Genomic DNA, 17044 nt, shown 5'->3' with positions numbered 1-17044 from the left:
CAGCTCACCCGATTAGCCCGCTCCGACCCGCTCAACCTCGGCTTGGCTAGGGGGATTAGCCCCGGCCCGCTCGCAGGTCAGGGCCGAGACCAAGATGGCTCGATCCAGCAGCCGGGCCACAAGTTCTTCGTCGTCCAGCCGGCCCAATTGACTCGGGTCGCTGACCCCGACGCCGACGAGGGTGCTGAGAAGCCCGGACATGAACGCGTCACCGGCACCGACCGTGTCGACGAGGGAGATCGAACGTCCCGGTCGGTGAATCGGCTCCCCTGAGGCACGGAAGGCGGTGGCCCCGTCGGGACCCTGGGTAATCACCACCAGGTGCGCACCGAGTTCCAGCCAGCGTTGCGCCACCGCTGGGATCGGGGAATCCGGGTAGAGCCACTGAACATCCTCGTCGCTGGCCTTCACGACGTGGGCCGAAGCGACGCTCCGCTCGACCAGCGGCAGCGCCGCGTCGTGACCGCCCATGAGTCGCGGCCGAACGTTTGGGTCGTAGCTGAGGAGAACTCGATTCTCGCCATACAGACGGGCACAGAGTCGGCCGATCAGCTCGGCGCCGGGCTGCGTCCAAGCGGCGAGCGACCCGGTGTGCAGGAGGGACGTACCGGCAGGCATCGCGTCGAGTTCGGCCGGGCTCCACTGCCAGTCCGCCGTTGCGGTCACGTAGAAGTCGTAGGCCGCCTTGCCTTGTTCGTCCACCGATACGACCGCCAATGTCGACGGCTCCTCCGCACTCGCCGATGCGGTGAGGTCGAGTCCGTTGCCGGTCGCATGGTCACGCAGGATTCGCCCGAACGCGTCGTTCGACAGCCGCGCCATGAGGGCGGTTGGATGACCAAGCCGGCTCAGGCCGACGGCGATGTTCAGCGGGCTGCCGCCCGGATGGGCAATGAAACCACGGACATCATCGGTGCGGTCACCCTCGGCCGCCGCCACCAGATCGATCAGGCATTCCCCGAGGACAGTCAGCACAGGGTGCACGCTACCGTTCTTCCGTGCGGACCGACCATGTTTCGGTTGATGTTTCGGTGCACGTTTCGGTGCACGTTTCGGTGCACGTAATAGTGGGACCTGACGAGAGCTGGGGAGGCTGAAGCCGGCCATGAGTTTGATGCTGATTGACGCGGCGGGGCTCTATTTCCGGGCGTTCTACGGCGTGCCGGATTCGGTGACGAGCCCGGACGGGAAGCCGATCAACGCGGTACGTGGATTTCTCGATATGAGCGCCACCCTGATCCAAAGGCGGCGCCCGTCGCGTTATGTCGCCTGTCTGGATCTCGACTGGCGGCCGGCGTTTCGCGTCGCGCTCATCCCCTCCTACAAACGGCACCGGGTCGCAGCGGACGGCGGCGAGGAGATTCCGGCCGCGCTGTCGGTGCAGGTGCCGGTGCTCCTGCAGGTGCTCGAGGCGATCGGTCTGGCAACGGCGGGGGCCGAAGGTTTCGAAGCCGATGATGTCATCGCGACCCTCGCCCATCGCGATTCAGACCCCTGTGATGTGGTGACCGGCGACCGCGATCTGCTCGCCCTGGCCACCGACCGGGTACGGATCCTCTACACCGGGAAGGGGGTGGCCAAGCTGCAGGACTTCGGCCCGGACGAGATCGAGGCCAAATACGGCGTCCCCGCCGCCGCCTACGCCGACTTCGCCGCGCTGCGCGGTGACCCGAGCGACGGGCTCCCGGGAGTCGCCGGGGTTGGTGACAAGACGGCCGCAACGCTGGTTCAGACCTTCGGAAGAGTGGAGGACATCATCGTCGCCGCCGCATCCAATCAGCCCGGATTCCCCAGCGGGTCGGCGGCCAAGGTGCTGGGGGCCCGGGAGTATCTGGGTGCGGCGACCGCCGTCGTCCGTGGGCGGATCGACGTGCCGCTCCCCGCGTTGGCCGATGAGCTGCCCGCGGAGCCGGCCAATCCGGAGCTGCTGATCGACCTCGTCGATCGCTATGGCATCGAACGGTCGGTAAACCGCGTACTGAATGCGATTCAGGGCGTGCGCTGAGCGACGCCACCACCCGATCCGGTGGAGTATTCATGCCCATTGGATGAGACGCACCCGATCGCCCCGAGGCAGCCTAGTCAGGTAGGTCATCTGCTGGGCAGAGGCGCCGGCAGCGGATTCTAGGGCGAGGGCCGTGGACTGCGAACTGGGCGGCGTCGATGCACTGGCCACGACCGGTGGCCCAATACTCGCCTGGAGTCTCATAGCCTCTGCCCTGCTGCTCATGGGCATCGCGGTGACCATCCTGGGCCGGCGGCGGAGGGCGATCCGCGGATCCTTGGCCGTTCTGGTCGTTCTCTGCTCCGTGCTGGGTCTGGCTCTGGCCAGCCGATCGGCCAGCTACGCCGACACCGACTCATGTCTGGCCAATACCGGGGTCGGCGGCCCGGGCTTCGGTCCGCAACCCACTCCGCTTCCGACGGTCGCTCCGGGGCAGGTGACGGTACGGCAGACGTCGGTGAACACCGGCATCGCGCCGGATGCCGCGCCTAGTCCAATCACCGGTGAAGTGACGAACAACAGCCTGGTTGACGTGCTCATCACCTCGGTCACGGTATCGATCAGCGGCGTCACCAAGGCCCCCGATGCCGCACTCGGGTCATGCTCGGCGGCCGACTACATCCTGACTGAGACCGTCATGCCGGTGAACGTGATCATCCCGGCCAATGGTGGCAGCACCCCCTTCTCCGGTGCGTCGATCAGCTTCAACAACACCTCCGAGAACCAGGACGCGTGCCAGCGCGCCACCGTCCACCTGCTCTATACCGCCGTCTAAGGAAACCTGCCCATGACCATCACCGCCGTGACTGTGCCGAGTGGACAGACTCTGACCATTCAAGGGCCCAACCGCGTGACCGGCGCTGTGCGTCTGATCGGCGCCGGCCTGAACGGCATCCGCGGGCCGGACCCGCCGGCCGGATGGAACCAGGCGATGCCGCCATAACTGGAAGTCCCTAGCAATTTGTTGCAAGTCCCAACATCCCTTTAAGGCCCATGCAAGTTCCCCGTAGAACCGGAGAAGACAATGCGAAAGTTCAATCGGAAGACGATCATGATCGCCGCAGCCGCGACGGTCGTGGTCGCCGGCGGCGCCGGTGTGGCGTACGCCTACTGGACCACCACGGGTGGTCCGGTCACTGGTACCGGCACCGCCGATACCGGCACCTCAGCGACGTCGACGGCGCTGACCTACGCCCAGACCACACCCATCACCGGTCTCGCGCCGGGTGTGGCACCGGCGGTCATTGATGGCACGTTGACGAACACCGGGACGGTATCGATTCATGTCAACACGCTGACCTTCGCGCTGACCGTCACCCCTGACGCGGGTGCACCGGTCGGCGGCGGCCCGTGCACCGCGGCCGACTACACGGTGGTGAACCCGGTGGTCACCGCGCCTGGGCTCGACATCGCCCCCGCCGCAAGCGTGCCCGTCCCGACGGGTGGCACTGTCGTGTTCGCGAACAGCACCACCCTCAACCAGGACAACTGCCAGGGCGCGACATTGGTCCTGACCCCGTCCATCACCTAACCCACCCCGAACGGGGAGCCCCGCACCCGACCGGCCGCCAGGGCCGGTCGGGGCGGGCCCCGGACATTCGACGGGATCCATCGGTAAACACGGGTAGATCAACGCGAAACGAGGAGAGTGACCAGGGTGCTGAAGGTGTTCAGCCGTCGGGTGCTGGTTGTGGTGTCATTCGCAACCTGCTCGATGCTGGCTGCCTTCTCAGCCTGGGCCTACTGGAGCACCCAGGGCACCACGATCGGCTCCGCGACCGGTACGACTTCGACGCTGACCGCGCCGGTCGTCACCGCGACCGCCGGTAGCGCGCAGACCAGCCTGAGCTGGACCGCCTCCACCGGCGCCTCCCCCATCGCCTACCTCGTCACCCGCACCAACACGGCCACGAGCCGCACTGCGCCGGCCTGCGGCGGCGCCCCGATCAGCGCCACCACCTGCACCGATCCGGTACCCGCCGGCGGCACCTACACCTACACCGTGACCGCCACCGCCGGCTCGTGGACCGCCGCCGGCGCTGCCTCGGCCCCGGTCTCCATCGTCGGCATCGCTTCCCGCCTCGCCTTCACCACGCAGCCCGGGGGTGGCATCGGAGGTGTTGCCTTGGCGACCCAGCCCGTCGTGACTGTGCAGGACACCGCTGGGAACACCGTCAACTCCACTGCACCGGTGACCCTTACGCTGACCACCGTATCCGGCGGCCCGGGCACCCTCGCCGGCTGCACGGCCCCGGTCACCGCCGTCGCCGGAGTCGCCACCTTCACCGGCTGCCGGGTCGACACGCTTGGCACGTACACCCTCACCGCCGCGTCGACTGGACTCACCGCCGACACCAGCTCCGACTTCTCGATCGGCGTCGGCAGCGCGACCAGACTTACCTTCACCACCCAACCCGGCAACGGCACCGGCGGCGTCGCCCTGTCGCCCCAGCCCGTCGTGACCATCCAGGACGGAGGCGGAAACACCGTCAACTCCAACGCGGCGGTGACCCTCACGCTGACGACCCCGGCCGGTGCGACGCTGACCTGCACGGCGAACCCCGTGAACGCCGTCGCCGGGGTCGCCACCTTCGCCGGCTGCCGGGTCGACAAGGCCGGCACCTACACCCTCACCGCCACCGGGCTCACCACCCCCGCCACCAGTAGCACCTTCACCATCGGCGTTGGCCCGGTGGCCAAGCTGGCCTTCACCACCCAACCCGGCAACGGCACCGGCGGCGTCGCCCTGGCGACCCAGCCTGTCGTCACGGTGCAGGACGCCGGCGGCAACACCGTCACGACATCGACCGCATCCGTCGCACTGGCCCTGGCCACCCCGGCCGGTGCGACGCTGACCTGTACTGCGAACCCGGTGAATGCCGTTGCCGGGGTTGCCACCTTCGCCGGCTGCCGGGTCGACAAGGTCGGCACCTATGCCCTCACCGCCACCTCCGCCGGACTCACCACCGCGATGAGTTCGACGTTCACCGTGAGCGTCGGGACCGCGGCAAAGCTGGCGTTCACCACCCAACCCGGTAACGGCACCGGGACCGGGACCGGAAGATCCACATTGGTCACCCAGCCCGTCGTCACCGTGCAGGACGTCGGCGGCAACACCGTCACCACCTCCACCGCCACGGTGACACTGACCCTGAACACGATTACCGGCGGCCCGGGGACGCTCACCGGGTGCACCACCCCGGTCAACGCCGTCGCCGGGGTCGCGACTTTCACCGGCTGCGCCATCGACAAGACCGGCACCTACAACCTCACCGCCACGTCGGCCGGGCTGACCAGCGCCACCAGCACGATCGTCACCGTTGCGACCGGCGCCGCGACGAAACTGGCGTTCAGTACCCAACCCGGTAACGGCACCGGTGGGATCGCCCTCGCCCGCCAGCCCGTCGTCACCATCGAAGACACCGGCGGCAACACGGTCAACTCGACGGCCGGGGTCTCGTTGACGTTGACGACCCCAGGCGGTGCGACGCTGACCTGTACGGCGAACCCGGTCAACGCCGTCGCCGGGGTGGCGTCGTTCGCGGGCTGCAAGGTAGACAAGAGTGGCACGTACACCCTCACCGCCGCGTCGATCGGCGTCGTCAACGCCATCAGCACCACCTTCACCATCAGTGTCGGCCCCGCGGCCAAGCTGGCGTTCACCACGCAGCCTGGCAACGGCACTGGAGGCGTCGCGCTGACGACCCAGCCCGTCGTGACCATCCAGGACGCCGGAGGCAACAGCGTCACCACCTCCGCCGCCGGCGTCACACTCGCCCTCACCACTCCCGCCGGAGCGACCCTGACCTGCGCGGCGAACCCGCTGAACGCCACCGCCGGGGTCGCCACCTTCACCGGCTGCCGGGTCGACAAGGCCGGCACCTACACCCTGACAGCCGCCTCGACCGGCCTCACCGCCGCCACGAGTTCAAGCCTCACCGTCACCGCGCCGGTGCCGACAAAGCTTGCGTTCACCACTCAACCTGGCAACGGCACCGGCGGCATCGCGCTGCCGACCCAGCCCGTCGTGAAAGTGCAGGACGCCTCCGGCAATACCGTCACCACGTCCACCGCCGGGGTCACACTGGCGCTCACCACTCCCGCCGGAGCGACGCTGACCTGCACGGCAAACCCGGTCAATGCCGCCGCCGGCGTCGCCAGCTTCACCGGCTGCCGGGTTAACAAGGTCGGCACCTATACCCTCACCGCCACCTCGGCCGGGCTGACTAACGCCACGAGTTCGACATTTACCGTCATCGCGGGGCCGGTGGTCGGGTTGGCCTGGACGAACTACGGTCCCTCCACCACCACCTGCAGCACCCTGACGCCGGCGGCCGGGCCAAGCACCTCAGTCTCGGGCGTGCTCTGCTACAAGGTCTCGCGAGATATCTTCAGCGCAACGGTGAGCCTGGTCGACGCCGGCGGCAATATCGTGGCGAACACGACCGGTGACAGAATCGAAATCACCCTCAATGGAAACGCCACCGTGCCGCGCAGCAGCACCAGCCCGCGGAACGTGTTCATCGCCTCCGGTGCCACAGCGAGCGACGAGATCACCGTGACGGTTTCGCTCCCTTCGCCCTGGGCGCCGGATATCGCCTGGATCGCATCGGCCAGCGGCTACCCGGGAACGGCGACGGTATCGCTGCGGGCGGTCTGAGCCGGTGGCGCCGCAGCGTATCCGAGCGTCGACGCCCACTCTCGAGTTGGGGTCCGAGCTCCGTTAGCTGGATGGAGTCCAGGTGTAGTTGCCGGAGTTGTCGTTGACCACGATCGTGATCTTGCGGTTGCCATCGGCCGAGCAGGTGAAGGTGTTGCCCTTCTTGACCTCCTCATTCGACGGGCAGATCACCCCGGTAAACCCGGCTGATGTGTCACTTTCGATGGCGGCCGCTACCGCGTTGGGGTCGAGCACCTTGCGGAACAGCGGGCTCGGCTTGATCACGAAGAGGGCGCCGACCGCGAGCACGACCACAACCACCGCTGCGATCACAATCCACATAGATTTGCGAGACTTGGGGGCTTGGCCGAGTTGGCCGGGCTGACCGTATGGCTGGTAGCCGGGAGCTGGTTGCCCGTAGGGCTGGTACGGGGCGGTCTGACCGTAGGTCGGTTGAGTGCCGTATGACGCGCCGTATTGCGGGCCCTGCCCATACTCAGCCCCGTATTGCTGGGCCCCGTATTGCTGGGCCCCGTATTGCTGGGCACCGTATTGCTGAGCGCCGTATTCGGGCTCGGTACCGTACTGCGGCTGGCTCCCGTACTGGGGCGGTTGTCCGTATTGGGGCTGCGCCTCCGGTTGAGGCTGAGTCCCGTACGCAGACTGCCCGTAGGGCTGCTGCGGCGCCTGATACGGCGCGGCCCCGTACTGAGCGCCCTCGGGCGCCGTTGGGTAGGCCGCCGGCGGCGGGTACGGCTGGCCGTACTGCTGCGTGGAGCCATAACCCGGCGGCTCGTACTGCTGCGTGGAGCCATAACCCGGCGGCTCGAACTGCTGCGTGGAGCCGTAACCCGGCGGCTCGAACTGCTGGGTGGAGCCGTAACCCGGGGACTCGTACTGCTGGGTCGAGCCGTAACCCGGCGGCTCGTACTGGGACGTCTCGTGCTCGCCGGCGGGCGCCGGCGCGGCGGCGGACTCAACCTGCGGCTCATCGGCGGGCTGCGACGAGTCCGCAGCGGCCGGCTGCGGTTCCTCGGGTCGATGACCGTACTGGTCGTTCTCGGAGGTCATGACGTGCCTTTCACCTTTCGCGCGACCCGTCCTCGGGCTCGCGTTCACGTTACCGCGTGGCCGTCGATACCTCGGATCGACGTCGAGCCGCCCTCAGGAGCCCATTCCCTGGGCGACGACACCGCGGCGTATGGCACGGGCGGCCGTCCGGGCCTGCTCGGCCACCCGCTGGTGCTCCGGCCGTACGGCTGGTGCCGAGGCGATCTGCTCGAGCAGATCGAGCAACTGCTTGCACCAGCGCACGAAGTCACCGGCCGACATCTGCACACCGGCTTGCGCCGCGGCCCGCAGCACCCGGTCGAGGGACTCATGCTTGACCCACCGATAGCTGGCCCAGACGAACCCGAGCTCGGGTTCACGGCTGCGATTCAAACCGATGCTGGATTCGGCATCGGCCAACGCACTCCAAACCTCACTGGTATGCGAGACGGCCGCCGCCAACGCAGCCGTCGGCAGCCGATCGCTGGATTGTTCGTCGCGGCGCGATTCATAGACCAGCGTGGAGACGGCGCCGGCGAGTTCGCCGGCGTCGAGGCCGTTCCAAACCCCGAGTTTCAGGCACTCGGCGATCACCAGATCCGACTCCGACCAGATCCGGGAGAGTCGACGTCCCTCGGCCGTGGCGTCGTCGCCGTCGAGATACCCCCGATCGTTCAGCAACCGGCAGATGAGGTCGAAGGTGCGGCCCAGCGAATTCGTCCGTCCCTCGATCCGCTTGGTGAGGCCGGTGTTCTCACGCTCCAGGCGAGTTGCCCGCTCCGCCCACCGGGCGTGCTCCTCCCGGTCGCTGCAGCCGTGGCACGGATGATGACGGAGAGCTTCGCGCAGCGAAACGATGTGCGCGTCTTCGCTACCGATATCCCGTCGCTTCTCCCGGCGGCCGCCGCGTTCGGGAAGGTCCAGTGTCCGCAGCGTCGAACTGAGATCCCGCCGATCCTGCGGCGAGCGATAGTTGAAGTTGCGCGGCACCCGAACGGTCGCCAGCACCTCGGGTGCGGTCGGGAAGTCCGAGAGCGCCAACCGGCCGCCCCAGCGGGCGAGCGTCAGCACGAGGGGCCGCGGATCCTCCCGCGGATGCAGACCCGCATCGATCACGACGGCGAGGCCCGCCCGGCGCCCGGACGGCACCCGGATCACATCGCCGGTGCGCAGCTTCTCCAACGCCGCCACCACCGTTGCCCGCCGAGTGCGCGCCCCCTCCCGGGAGAGCGACTTCTCCCGCTCGGTCAGCTCGGCCCGCAGCGCTGCGTACTCGGCGAAGTCGCCCAGATGGCACTGCATCTTCTGACGGTAACCGTCGATGCTGCCCTGGTTCCGGCGAATCTGACTGGCCAGGCCAGCCACTGAGCTATCGGCCTGAAACTGAGCGAAGGAGGACTCCAACAACTCTCGGGCCGCTGGCCGCCCCATCTGACCGACCAGATTCACCGCCATGTTGTACGACGGACGGAACGACGAGCGCAGCGGGAAGGTACGAGTGCTGGCCAGTCCGGCGACTCGCATCGGGTCGACCTCCGGCCCCCACAACACCACGGCATGGCCCTCGACGTCGATACCCCGACGACCGGCGCGCCCGGTTAGCTGGGTGTACTCCCCCGGGGTCACGTCCGCGTGCGACTCGCCGTTGAACTTGGTCAGGCGCTCCAGCACCACGCTGCGGGCCGGCATGTTGATGCCGAGGGCCAGCGTCTCGGTCGCGAAGACCGCACGCACCAGCCCGGCAGTGAAGAGCTCCTCCACCGTCTCCTTGAAGGCTGGGATCAATCCGGCGTGGTGCGCGGCCACACCGCGACGCAGCCCGTCCAACCAGTCCCAGTACCCGAGAATCTCGAGGTCCTCGGCCGGGATCGAGCTGATCCGCCGCTCGGCGACCAGACTGATCTCTTCGCGCTCCTCCGGTGTGGTGAGCCAGAGCCCGGCATCCACACACTGCTTCACCGCGGCGTCGCAGCCGACCCGGCTGAAGATGAAAGTGATGAGCGGCAGCAGACCCTCCCGATCCAGGCGTGCGATCACATCGGGGCGATAGGGAGGCCGCCAGCCCCTCGGAGCTCGCCGTTCGCCTCTGCGTGGACTGGCGTCGAGTTCCCGGACCCGGTCGGAGACGTAACGGCGGAGATCGGGATTCAGACTCGTGGTCTGCGGCGTGCTGCCGCCCAAGGCATCGCCGGCGGCACCGTCACCTGATTCAGTGGCGGTGAAGAGATCGAAGAGGCGGTTACCGACGAGCATGTGCTGCCAGAGCGGCACCGGTCGTATTTCGTGGACGATCACCCTGGTCTCTCCGCGGACGGAGACCAGCCAGTCGCCGAACTCCTCGGCGTTGGAGACGGTCGCCGACAGCGAGACCAACCGGACCGACGCCGAGAGGTGGATGATCACCTCCTCCCAGACCGCGCCCCGGTAGCGGTCACCGAGGTAGTGCACCTCGTCCATCACGACGTAGCCGAGGCCGACCAGACCGGGGCTTCCGACGTAGAGCATGTTGCGGAGCACTTCGGTGGTCATGACGACGATCGGTGCATCGGCGTTGACGGCATTGTCTCCGGTGAGTAGGCCAACGTTCGCCTCGCCGTAACGCTGCGCGAGGTCGTTGAACTTCTGGTTGGAGAGCGCCTTGATCGGCGTCGTGTAGAAACACTTCTGCCCGCTGGCCAGTGCCATGTGGACCGCGAACTCGCCGACCACCGTCTTGCCGGAACCGGTCGGGGCACAGACGAGGACGCTGTACCCGTCCTCGACTGACTCACAGGCCTGGAGCTGGAACAGGTCGAGCTCGAATGGGTAGCTGGTCTGAAACTCGCCGAGTTGCGGGTGCCGATTGCGCCGCTTGGCTGCGGCATACCGCTCGGCCGGGGACGTCTCACTGGTACCGACCATGCCTCCAGCCTATGCGTCGCGGCATTTCACCGCCGAAGGCTGCGCTAAAGTCCGAGGGATGTTGGCCTTCGAGCGCTCAGGCAGCGGCGAAACACTGATCCTGATCCACGGTGTGGGCCATCGACGACAGGCTTGGTATCCGGTTCGCGATCTGCTCACCCCGCACCGCGACGTGATCCTGGTTGATCTGCCCGGGCACGGTGAATCTCCGCCGCTGGAACTGGCCGGACGGTCAGTCCCTGACGCACTGACCGACTACATGAGGGAATTCCTCAAGGACCTGGGGTTGGAGCAGCCCCACGTCGCGGGCAACTCGCTCGGCGGACGGATAGCGCTGGAGGCCGCGGCTCTGGGAGACGCCCGGTCGGCGACGGCTCTGTCGCCCGCCGGTTTCTGGCACTCCGACCGTGAGTTCGCCTATACCGAGACGCTCTTCAAGCTGATCAGCGCTTCGTCGACACGCGTCCCCAAGGGCGTCGAGACCCTGTGTCGGACTACTGGGGGGCGAATGCTGCTGTTGAGCTGGTTGAACGCCCACCCCGGCAAGGTGACGCCGGAGGCGGCGGTGGAGGACTTGCGGGCCTTCCGGGCGGCTCAGCCCGCGCTGAAGCAGATCCTGGCCGGATCGACCCCATTTGCCGGCCGCATTCCGCAGAACGTTCCCGTCACGATCGCCTGGGGAACCCGCGACACGGTGCTGCCGAGCCGCCAACTCAAGTGGGCGCAGCGGCAGATCCCGAGCGCAACGTGCATCCGCATGCCGTCCTGCGGCCACGCACCGATGAGTGACCGTCCCCGATTGGTGGCCGACGTGCTGCTCCGCGGCAGCGCACCGGTCCGCGGCAGCGCACCGGTCAGCGGCAGCGCACCGGTCTAGTCGGCCACAGCCGCTCTCCCGGCTGGGCGGAGGGTCAGGTGGTGTCAGACCAGCTCTGGCCGGACTGGTCGAGCTCCTGCAATGGCGTCGGAATCGGGTCGACCATCGACGGCTGGTCGTCTGGAAGCTGCACGGCGGCCAGGCGTTTGGCCTTGCGACGGTCGTGAATCACCGCGACGAGGACGGCTACCTCGAAGAGCACGCACATCGGAACCGCCATCGCGCACATGGTGAACGGGTCGGTGCTCGGCGTCGCCACCGCGGCGAAGAGAAAGATCAGGAAAATGCCGGCTCGCTGTGACTTCACCAGCAACTTCGCCGGGAGGGCGCCCGCGAAGTTGGCCAGTACCACCAGCAGCGGTATCTCGAAGGCAGCCCCGAAAACGATGAGCATCAGCGTCACGAAGGAGAGATAGCTGTCGATGGTGAGCGCAGCGACGACCCCGTTGCCGGCCGAACTGATCAGCACGTCGATGCCCTTGAAGAGCACGGCGAAGGCCAGGACCACGCCGAGGGCGAAGAGCAGCGTCGAGGCGATGATGAAGTAGATCGTGTAGCGCCGCTCGCTGCGACGCAGGCCCGGGGTGACGAAGGCCCAGACCTGATAGAGCCAGAGTGGCGCGGTGAGTATCGCTCCGGCGATGACCGAGACCTTCAGCCGGGAGGTGAAGCCGTCCAACACACCGTGGAACAGCAGGGCACAGTCGTTGGTGCCGTTGACGTTCAGACGCTTGGAGGCAGGGACGTTGCAGTACGGCTCTTTGAGGAAGTCGAGGATCGGCCCGTAGAAGATCCAGCCAAAGACCGCGCCGATCGAAACGATGATGAGCACGATAATGACGCGGCGGCGCAGCTCACGCAGGTGATCGAGTACCGACATTCGCGCGTCGGGGTTGGGCGCCCGACGGCGCAGCTTGGGAAACTTCATCCGGCGGTGGGCGTCACTGCGGTGCTGTGTGCGACTGTGCTGTGAACGATGGTGCTCTGTGCGCCCGTGCCGTGAGCGGTGGCTTGAATCTCGGCGGCGCGATCGGCAGTGGTGGCGAAGTCATTCTGCAGCTTGTTGAGTTGCCGACCCAGTACGGCCAAGCGCTCAACGTCGCTGTTGAGCCGCGAGAGCTTCCAGTGCACCTCGTACCCACAGAAACCGAGCACCACGACGGCGAAGAGTATGACCCCCAGCCAGCTCAACACTACGATCCACGCCACGGGAAGCACTTTACTCAGGCATAGCCGGCCAGCGCGGACGCGGCTTCGGAACGGATCGATTCGGCGAGCCAGACCGGTGAGAGCACCTCGACGTCGCCGCCCGATCCAAGCGCCAGCGCCCGTACCCAGGAGGGGTCGGCGACATGCAGACTGATCAATCGCCACCCGTCGCTCTGCTCCTCCACGGAGGCGGTCGGGTAGTAATCAGCGACCCAGCCGAAGGACGGGCTCACCCGCAGCAGGGCTAGCAGGTGTTCCGGCGCCGGGGAATAGAGCCCCTCACTCAAATCACGTAGCTGCGCTCCGGCCGGCGGGCGGGACGCCTCGTCCAGCACCAGCGCCGACTCGACCCGGTCCAGCCGGAATGCGCGCATCCCCTCGGCCCGGCGGCACCAGGCCTCGAGGTAGCTTCGACCATCCAGTTCGAAGATGCGCATCGGGTCGACGATTCGCTCAGTGGTCTCGTCGCGGGTAGCCGTGTAGTACCGCAATTGCAGGGCCTGGCCGGTGTCGAGTGCGCGCTGCAGGATCGCCAGCGTGCTCGTCACGTGGTCCAGCGCGACGCTTACCGTGTCGACCGCTTCGATCTCGCCGCCGGCTGCCGCCTCTATCTTCACCAGTGCCCGCTCCACCGCGTCCCGGTCGGTGAGTCCCGGAGTCTCGGCGAGGGTACGAAGCGCCACGACTAGGGCGAGCGCCTCTTCGCCGGTCAGTCGCTGCGGGCGGGAGATACCCGCATCGAAGATGACCGAGATGCTCTCCCCTTCGAAGGAGAGGTCGATGAGATCACCCGGGCCGTGTCCGGGGAGCCCACACATCCAGAGCAGCTGAAGATCCCGGCGAAGCTGCTCAGGCGTCACGCCGAAATCCGCCGCTGCGTCGGCCACCGACACCCCGGGACGAGCCTGAAGGAACGGCACGAGCGCAAGGAGGCGAGGGAGCCGGTCCCGTTCGCCGCTCATGTGGAGACGCCCACGGTTGCGGCGGTCTCGCCAGCGGCGGCCTGTAACCGGCGCCGCACCGCACTCACGAGTTCCGGCGGGTCGAGCACCCGCGCGTTGAGGCCGGACCCGGCGATGAGTCGGGCCATCCGCTGCTCGTCGTTGTACTCGATGGTCAGCACCTCGTCGGTGTAGTTGCCGGCCATCCTGCGCAGTGCCCCGGCACCGGTCTTCGCGACCACCACGTGGGCGATGTGCTGCTGCTCGGCCGGCCGCCCGCTTACATAGTCGAGCAGGTCGATCCCGCCCGGCCGGGTGAAGGCGCCGGCCTCGCCGACCGCGCGGACGCTGCCGATCACCCGGGAGAGGCGGAAGCTGCGGGCCTCGTCGCGATCCTGGTCGTGCCCGACCACATACCAGCGACCGCGCCAGGAGAGCACCCCCCAGGGCTGGACGGTGCGCGTCTGCGGCTCCACCTCCCCCACCTTGAGATAGTCAAAGGTGACGACTCGAGCCAGCCGCGCCGCGTCGATGAGAGCCGGCAGCGACGGGTCGCTCGAGTCGATATGCGGCGACGCCCCAGCCGGCGCGTTCGCGTCCACGTCTGCTCCGCCGGCCCGCAGCTTGATCAGGGCGGTGCGGGCCGGTGCGCCCAGCGTCGCCGACTGCCACAGTCGCGCGGCCAGGCCAACGGCAGCCGCCTCCGAGGGATCGAATTCGATGGCCGGGAGCTCGTACTCACGACGGGTGATCCGGTAGCCGTCGTCGGAGTCGAAGATGCTGTTTCGACCGGTCTCCAACGGCACGCCGAGGTCACGCAACTCCGCCTTGTCGCGCTCGAACATGCGCTTGAACGCCTCGTCGGCCTTGGTTCCGGACTCTCCGGATTCGTAGCCGGGGACGGCGTTGCGGATGTGTTCGGCGGTGAGGAACTGACGGGTGGAGAGAAGGCAGATGACGAGGTTTACCAGTCGCTCTGCTCGTCTCGCTGCCATGTCCTCAAAACTAATGCCTGTGCGCGATCGTCGGGGTGCGGCGCGCTTGCTGGGCACGCTACTCACTCCATTCCTCAGTCGTCTCGGCTCGTTTGATCGCACGCGATCGCCCGCTGCCATGCCCGCTCACATGCTGGCTATGAGCTTCTCCACGCGTTCGTCGACACTGCGGAACGGGTCTTTGCACAGCACTGTGCGCTGAGCCTGATCGTTCAGCTTCAGATGCACCCAGTCGACGGTGAAGTCGCGGCGCTTGTCTTGCGCGCGATGAATGAAATCGCCGCGCAGCTTAGCCCGGGTGGTCTGCGGCGGCACCGACTTGCCGCGGAAGATCTCCAGATCGGTGACGATCCGCTCCACCGCGTTCTTACGCTGCAGCAAGTAGTACAGACCGCGGTTGCGGTTGATGTCATGGTAGGCCAAATCGAGCTGCGCGATCCGGGGCGAGGAGAGCGGCAGATCATGCTTGTTCTGATACCGCTGGATCAGCATCAGTTTGGTCGCCCAGTCGATCTCACGCTCGATCAGGCCCAGGTTGTTTCCCTCGATCGCATCGAGGGTACGGCCCCAGAGCTCGAGGACCTGTTTGGAGACATCGTCACACCCGGTGCGGGCGACGAAATCGACGGCTCGGCCGTAGTACTCACGCTGGATCTGCAGGGCCGACGCATCGCGGCCCGAGGTGAGACGGACCGTTCGGGTGCCGGTGAGGTCGTGCGAGATCTCCCGGATCGCCCGGATCGGGTTCTCCAGGCTCAGGTCACGGAAGGTGACGCCCTCTTCGATCATGCGCAGCACCAGATCGGCCGACCCGACCTTCAGCATGGTCGTCGCTTCATTCATGTTCGAGTCCCCGACGATCACATGCAGCCGGCGGTAGCGCTCGGCGTCGGCGTGCGGCTCGTCGCGGGTGTTGATGATCGGACGAGATCGGGTGGTGGCCGAGGAGACACCCTCCCAGATGTGCTCGGCCCGCTGGCTCAGGCAGTAGACCGCGCCTCGAGGAGTCTGCAGCACCTTGCCGGCACCGCAGATCAGCTGCCGCGTGACCAGGAACGGAATGAGGACGTCGGCCAGGCGGCTGAATTCGCCGTGCCGCCCGACCAGGAAGTTCTCGTGGCAGCCGTAGGAGTTCCCGGCCGAATCCGTGTTGTTCTTGAACAGGTAGATATCACCGGCGATGCCCTCGTCGTGCAGCCGACGCTCAGCGTCCAGCACCAGACCCTCGAGGATCCGTTCGCCCGCCTTGTCATGGGCGACCAGCGAGGTGATGGAGTCACATTCGGGGGTGGCGTACTCCGGGTGGCTGCCCACGTCCAGGTAGAGCCGGGCGCCGTTGCGCAGGAACACGTTGGACGAACGGCCCCAGGAGACCACGCGTCGGAACAGATAGCGGGCTACCTCATCCGGCGAGAGCCGCCGCTGCCCATGAAATGTGCACGTGACTCCGTACTCGTTCTCAATTCCGAAGATCCGTCTCTGCACATCTCTAGCCTATGCGCTCACGCCGAGAATTACGCGCCGCATCGCGGTGAGAGTTTCAGCTCTCACCGGCGGCGTCGGGTGCGTCGGCCGGGGGCGGGTCAGCTGGCAGTTCCGCCACCTCTACCGGGGGCTTCCCAGCCGCGCCGTCGGCATCGGCCGACGCAGACGTCGAAGGTTCGGTCGAAGCGACGGGGGCGGGCGGAAGCATCTGCGACAGGGCCGCGCCGGAGATGCGACGGAACTTGCGTACCGCCCGATTGCGATCCAGGACCGCGACCTCCAACTGGCCGGCCTGCAGCTCCCGGGGGCCACCGGTGCCACCGACCGAGCCGAGTACGGTGACCGCGTCGGCCAGTGCCTCGGTGAGGGGCAGCCCGGGCTTGTAGGAACTGCGCAGCGTGACCGTGAGGGCCTCGGCCTGTCCACCCATTACCAGGAACTCCGGCTCGTCGACGATGGTGCCGTCGTAGCTGAGGCGGTAGAGCTGATCGTCGGCCGAGCTCTCGCCGACCTCGGCTACACAGATCTCGACCTCGTAGGGCTTCTGCTGCTCGGTGAAGATCGTGCCAAGCGTCTGCGCGTAGGCATTGGCCAGGGCCCGCGCTGTCACGTCCCGCCGGTCGTAGCTGTAGCCACGCAGGTCGGCGAGCCGGATCCCGGCGACTCGCAGATTCTCGAACTCGTTGTACTTGCCGACCGCCGCGAAGCCGATCCGGTCATAGATCTCACTGACCTTGTGCAGCGCCGAGCTTGCGTTCTCAGCCACGAAGAGGACGCCGTCCGCGTAGGTCAGTACGACGACGCTCCGGCCACGCGCAATACCCTTGCGCGCGAATTCGGAGCGATCACGCATGATCTGTTCTGCGGATGCATACATCGGCATCGACATAGGTGCTGGCTACTTTCTTTCAGAGGTCAACA

15 protein-coding genes are annotated in these 17044 nt (G+C 67.1%); 6 read left to right on the top strand and 9 right to left on the bottom strand.

What is annotated here, in order from left to right:
• Positions 1–12: 12 nt before the first annotated feature.
• Positions 13–975: a carbohydrate kinase gene (locus CPH63_RS15340; RefSeq protein WP_096303734.1), complete on the bottom strand. Its 963-nt coding sequence runs from the start codon at positions 973–975 to the stop codon at positions 13–15.
• A 130-nt stretch (positions 976–1105) separates the two neighbouring features.
• Here CPH63_RS15340 and CPH63_RS15335 point away from each other — a divergent pair, with 130 nt between their 5' ends.
• The 5 genes from CPH63_RS15335 to CPH63_RS15320 all read left to right on the top strand — a co-directional run bounded on the left by CPH63_RS15335 (position 1106) and on the right by CPH63_RS15320 (position 6665).
• Positions 1106–2005, top strand: coding sequence for a 5'-3' exonuclease (locus CPH63_RS15335; RefSeq protein ID WP_241895677.1), 900 nt, complete (start codon positions 1106–1108; stop codon positions 2003–2005).
• 133 nt (positions 2006–2138) lie between these two features.
• On the top strand, positions 2139–2780 hold the full coding sequence (locus CPH63_RS15330) for a hypothetical protein (RefSeq protein WP_096303732.1): 642 nt from the start codon (positions 2139–2141) through the stop codon (positions 2778–2780).
• Positions 2781–2792: 12 nt separating this feature from the next.
• Positions 2793–2948, top strand: coding sequence for a hypothetical protein (locus CPH63_RS22370; protein WP_157749589.1), 156 nt, complete (start codon positions 2793–2795; stop codon positions 2946–2948).
• An 81-nt stretch (positions 2949–3029) separates the two neighbouring features.
• Positions 3030–3536: a hypothetical protein gene (locus tag CPH63_RS15325; protein WP_096303731.1), complete on the top strand. Its 507-nt coding sequence runs from the start codon at positions 3030–3032 to the stop codon at positions 3534–3536.
• Positions 3537–3653: 117 nt separating this feature from the next.
• On the top strand, positions 3654–6665 hold the full coding sequence (locus tag CPH63_RS15320; RefSeq protein ID WP_157749588.1) for a hypothetical protein: 3012 nt from the start codon (positions 3654–3656) through the stop codon (positions 6663–6665).
• 63 nt (positions 6666–6728) lie between these two features.
• On the opposite strand, the gene CPH63_RS15315 is transcribed toward CPH63_RS15320, so the two are convergent.
• Together CPH63_RS15315 and CPH63_RS15310 are read right to left on the bottom strand one after the other, a co-directional pair.
• Positions 6729–7736 (bottom strand): DUF4333 domain-containing protein, encoded by a 1008-nt coding sequence (locus tag CPH63_RS15315; RefSeq protein ID WP_096303729.1) that lies wholly within the window; start codon positions 7734–7736, stop codon positions 6729–6731.
• Between the two features lie 93 nt (positions 7737–7829).
• Complete coding sequence (locus CPH63_RS15310) at positions 7830–10616, bottom strand: RNA helicase (protein WP_096303728.1); 2787 nt, start codon at positions 10614–10616, stop codon at positions 7830–7832.
• Between the two features lie 58 nt (positions 10617–10674).
• On the opposite strand from CPH63_RS15310, the gene CPH63_RS15305 reads away from it, so the two are divergent.
• Entirely contained in the window at positions 10675–11493 is an 819-nt protein-coding gene (locus tag CPH63_RS15305) for an alpha/beta fold hydrolase (protein ID WP_157749587.1), read from the top strand.
• A gap of 34 nt (positions 11494–11527) precedes the next feature.
• Here the strand turns inward: CPH63_RS15305 and tatC are convergent, their stop codons facing one another.
• From tatC to prcA, 6 genes are all read right to left on the bottom strand, one after another.
• On the bottom strand, positions 11528–12421 hold the full coding sequence (gene tatC, locus CPH63_RS15300) for a twin-arginine translocase subunit TatC (protein WP_096303726.1): 894 nt from the start codon (positions 12419–12421) through the stop codon (positions 11528–11530).
• Complete coding sequence (locus CPH63_RS15295; RefSeq protein ID WP_157749586.1) at positions 12418–12702, bottom strand: hypothetical protein; 285 nt, start codon at positions 12700–12702, stop codon at positions 12418–12420. The genes tatC and CPH63_RS15295 overlap by 4 nt, the downstream gene beginning before the upstream one ends.
• Before the next feature lie 14 nt (positions 12703–12716).
• Positions 12717–13664, bottom strand: a complete 948-nt coding sequence (locus CPH63_RS15290) for a YafY family protein (protein ID WP_096303724.1) — start codon at positions 13662–13664, stop codon at positions 12717–12719.
• Positions 13661–14638: a YafY family protein gene (locus tag CPH63_RS15285; protein ID WP_096303723.1), complete on the bottom strand. Its 978-nt coding sequence runs from the start codon at positions 14636–14638 to the stop codon at positions 13661–13663. The genes CPH63_RS15290 and CPH63_RS15285 overlap by 4 nt, the downstream gene beginning before the upstream one ends.
• Before the next feature lie 126 nt (positions 14639–14764).
• Positions 14765–16123 (bottom strand): Pup--protein ligase, encoded by a 1359-nt coding sequence (pafA, locus tag CPH63_RS15280; protein WP_096303722.1) that lies wholly within the window; start codon positions 16121–16123, stop codon positions 14765–14767.
• Between the two features lie 55 nt (positions 16124–16178).
• Complete coding sequence (gene prcA / locus CPH63_RS15275; RefSeq protein ID WP_096303721.1) at positions 16179–17012, bottom strand: proteasome subunit alpha; 834 nt, start codon at positions 17010–17012, stop codon at positions 16179–16181.
• Positions 17013–17044: the final 32 nt, after the last annotated feature.

The sequence above is a fragment of the Jatrophihabitans sp. GAS493 genome, assembly GCF_900230215.1.
Taxonomy (GTDB): domain Bacteria; phylum Actinomycetota; class Actinomycetes; order Mycobacteriales; family Jatrophihabitantaceae; genus MT45.
This window is presented reverse-complemented; position numbering and strand designations above follow the sequence as displayed.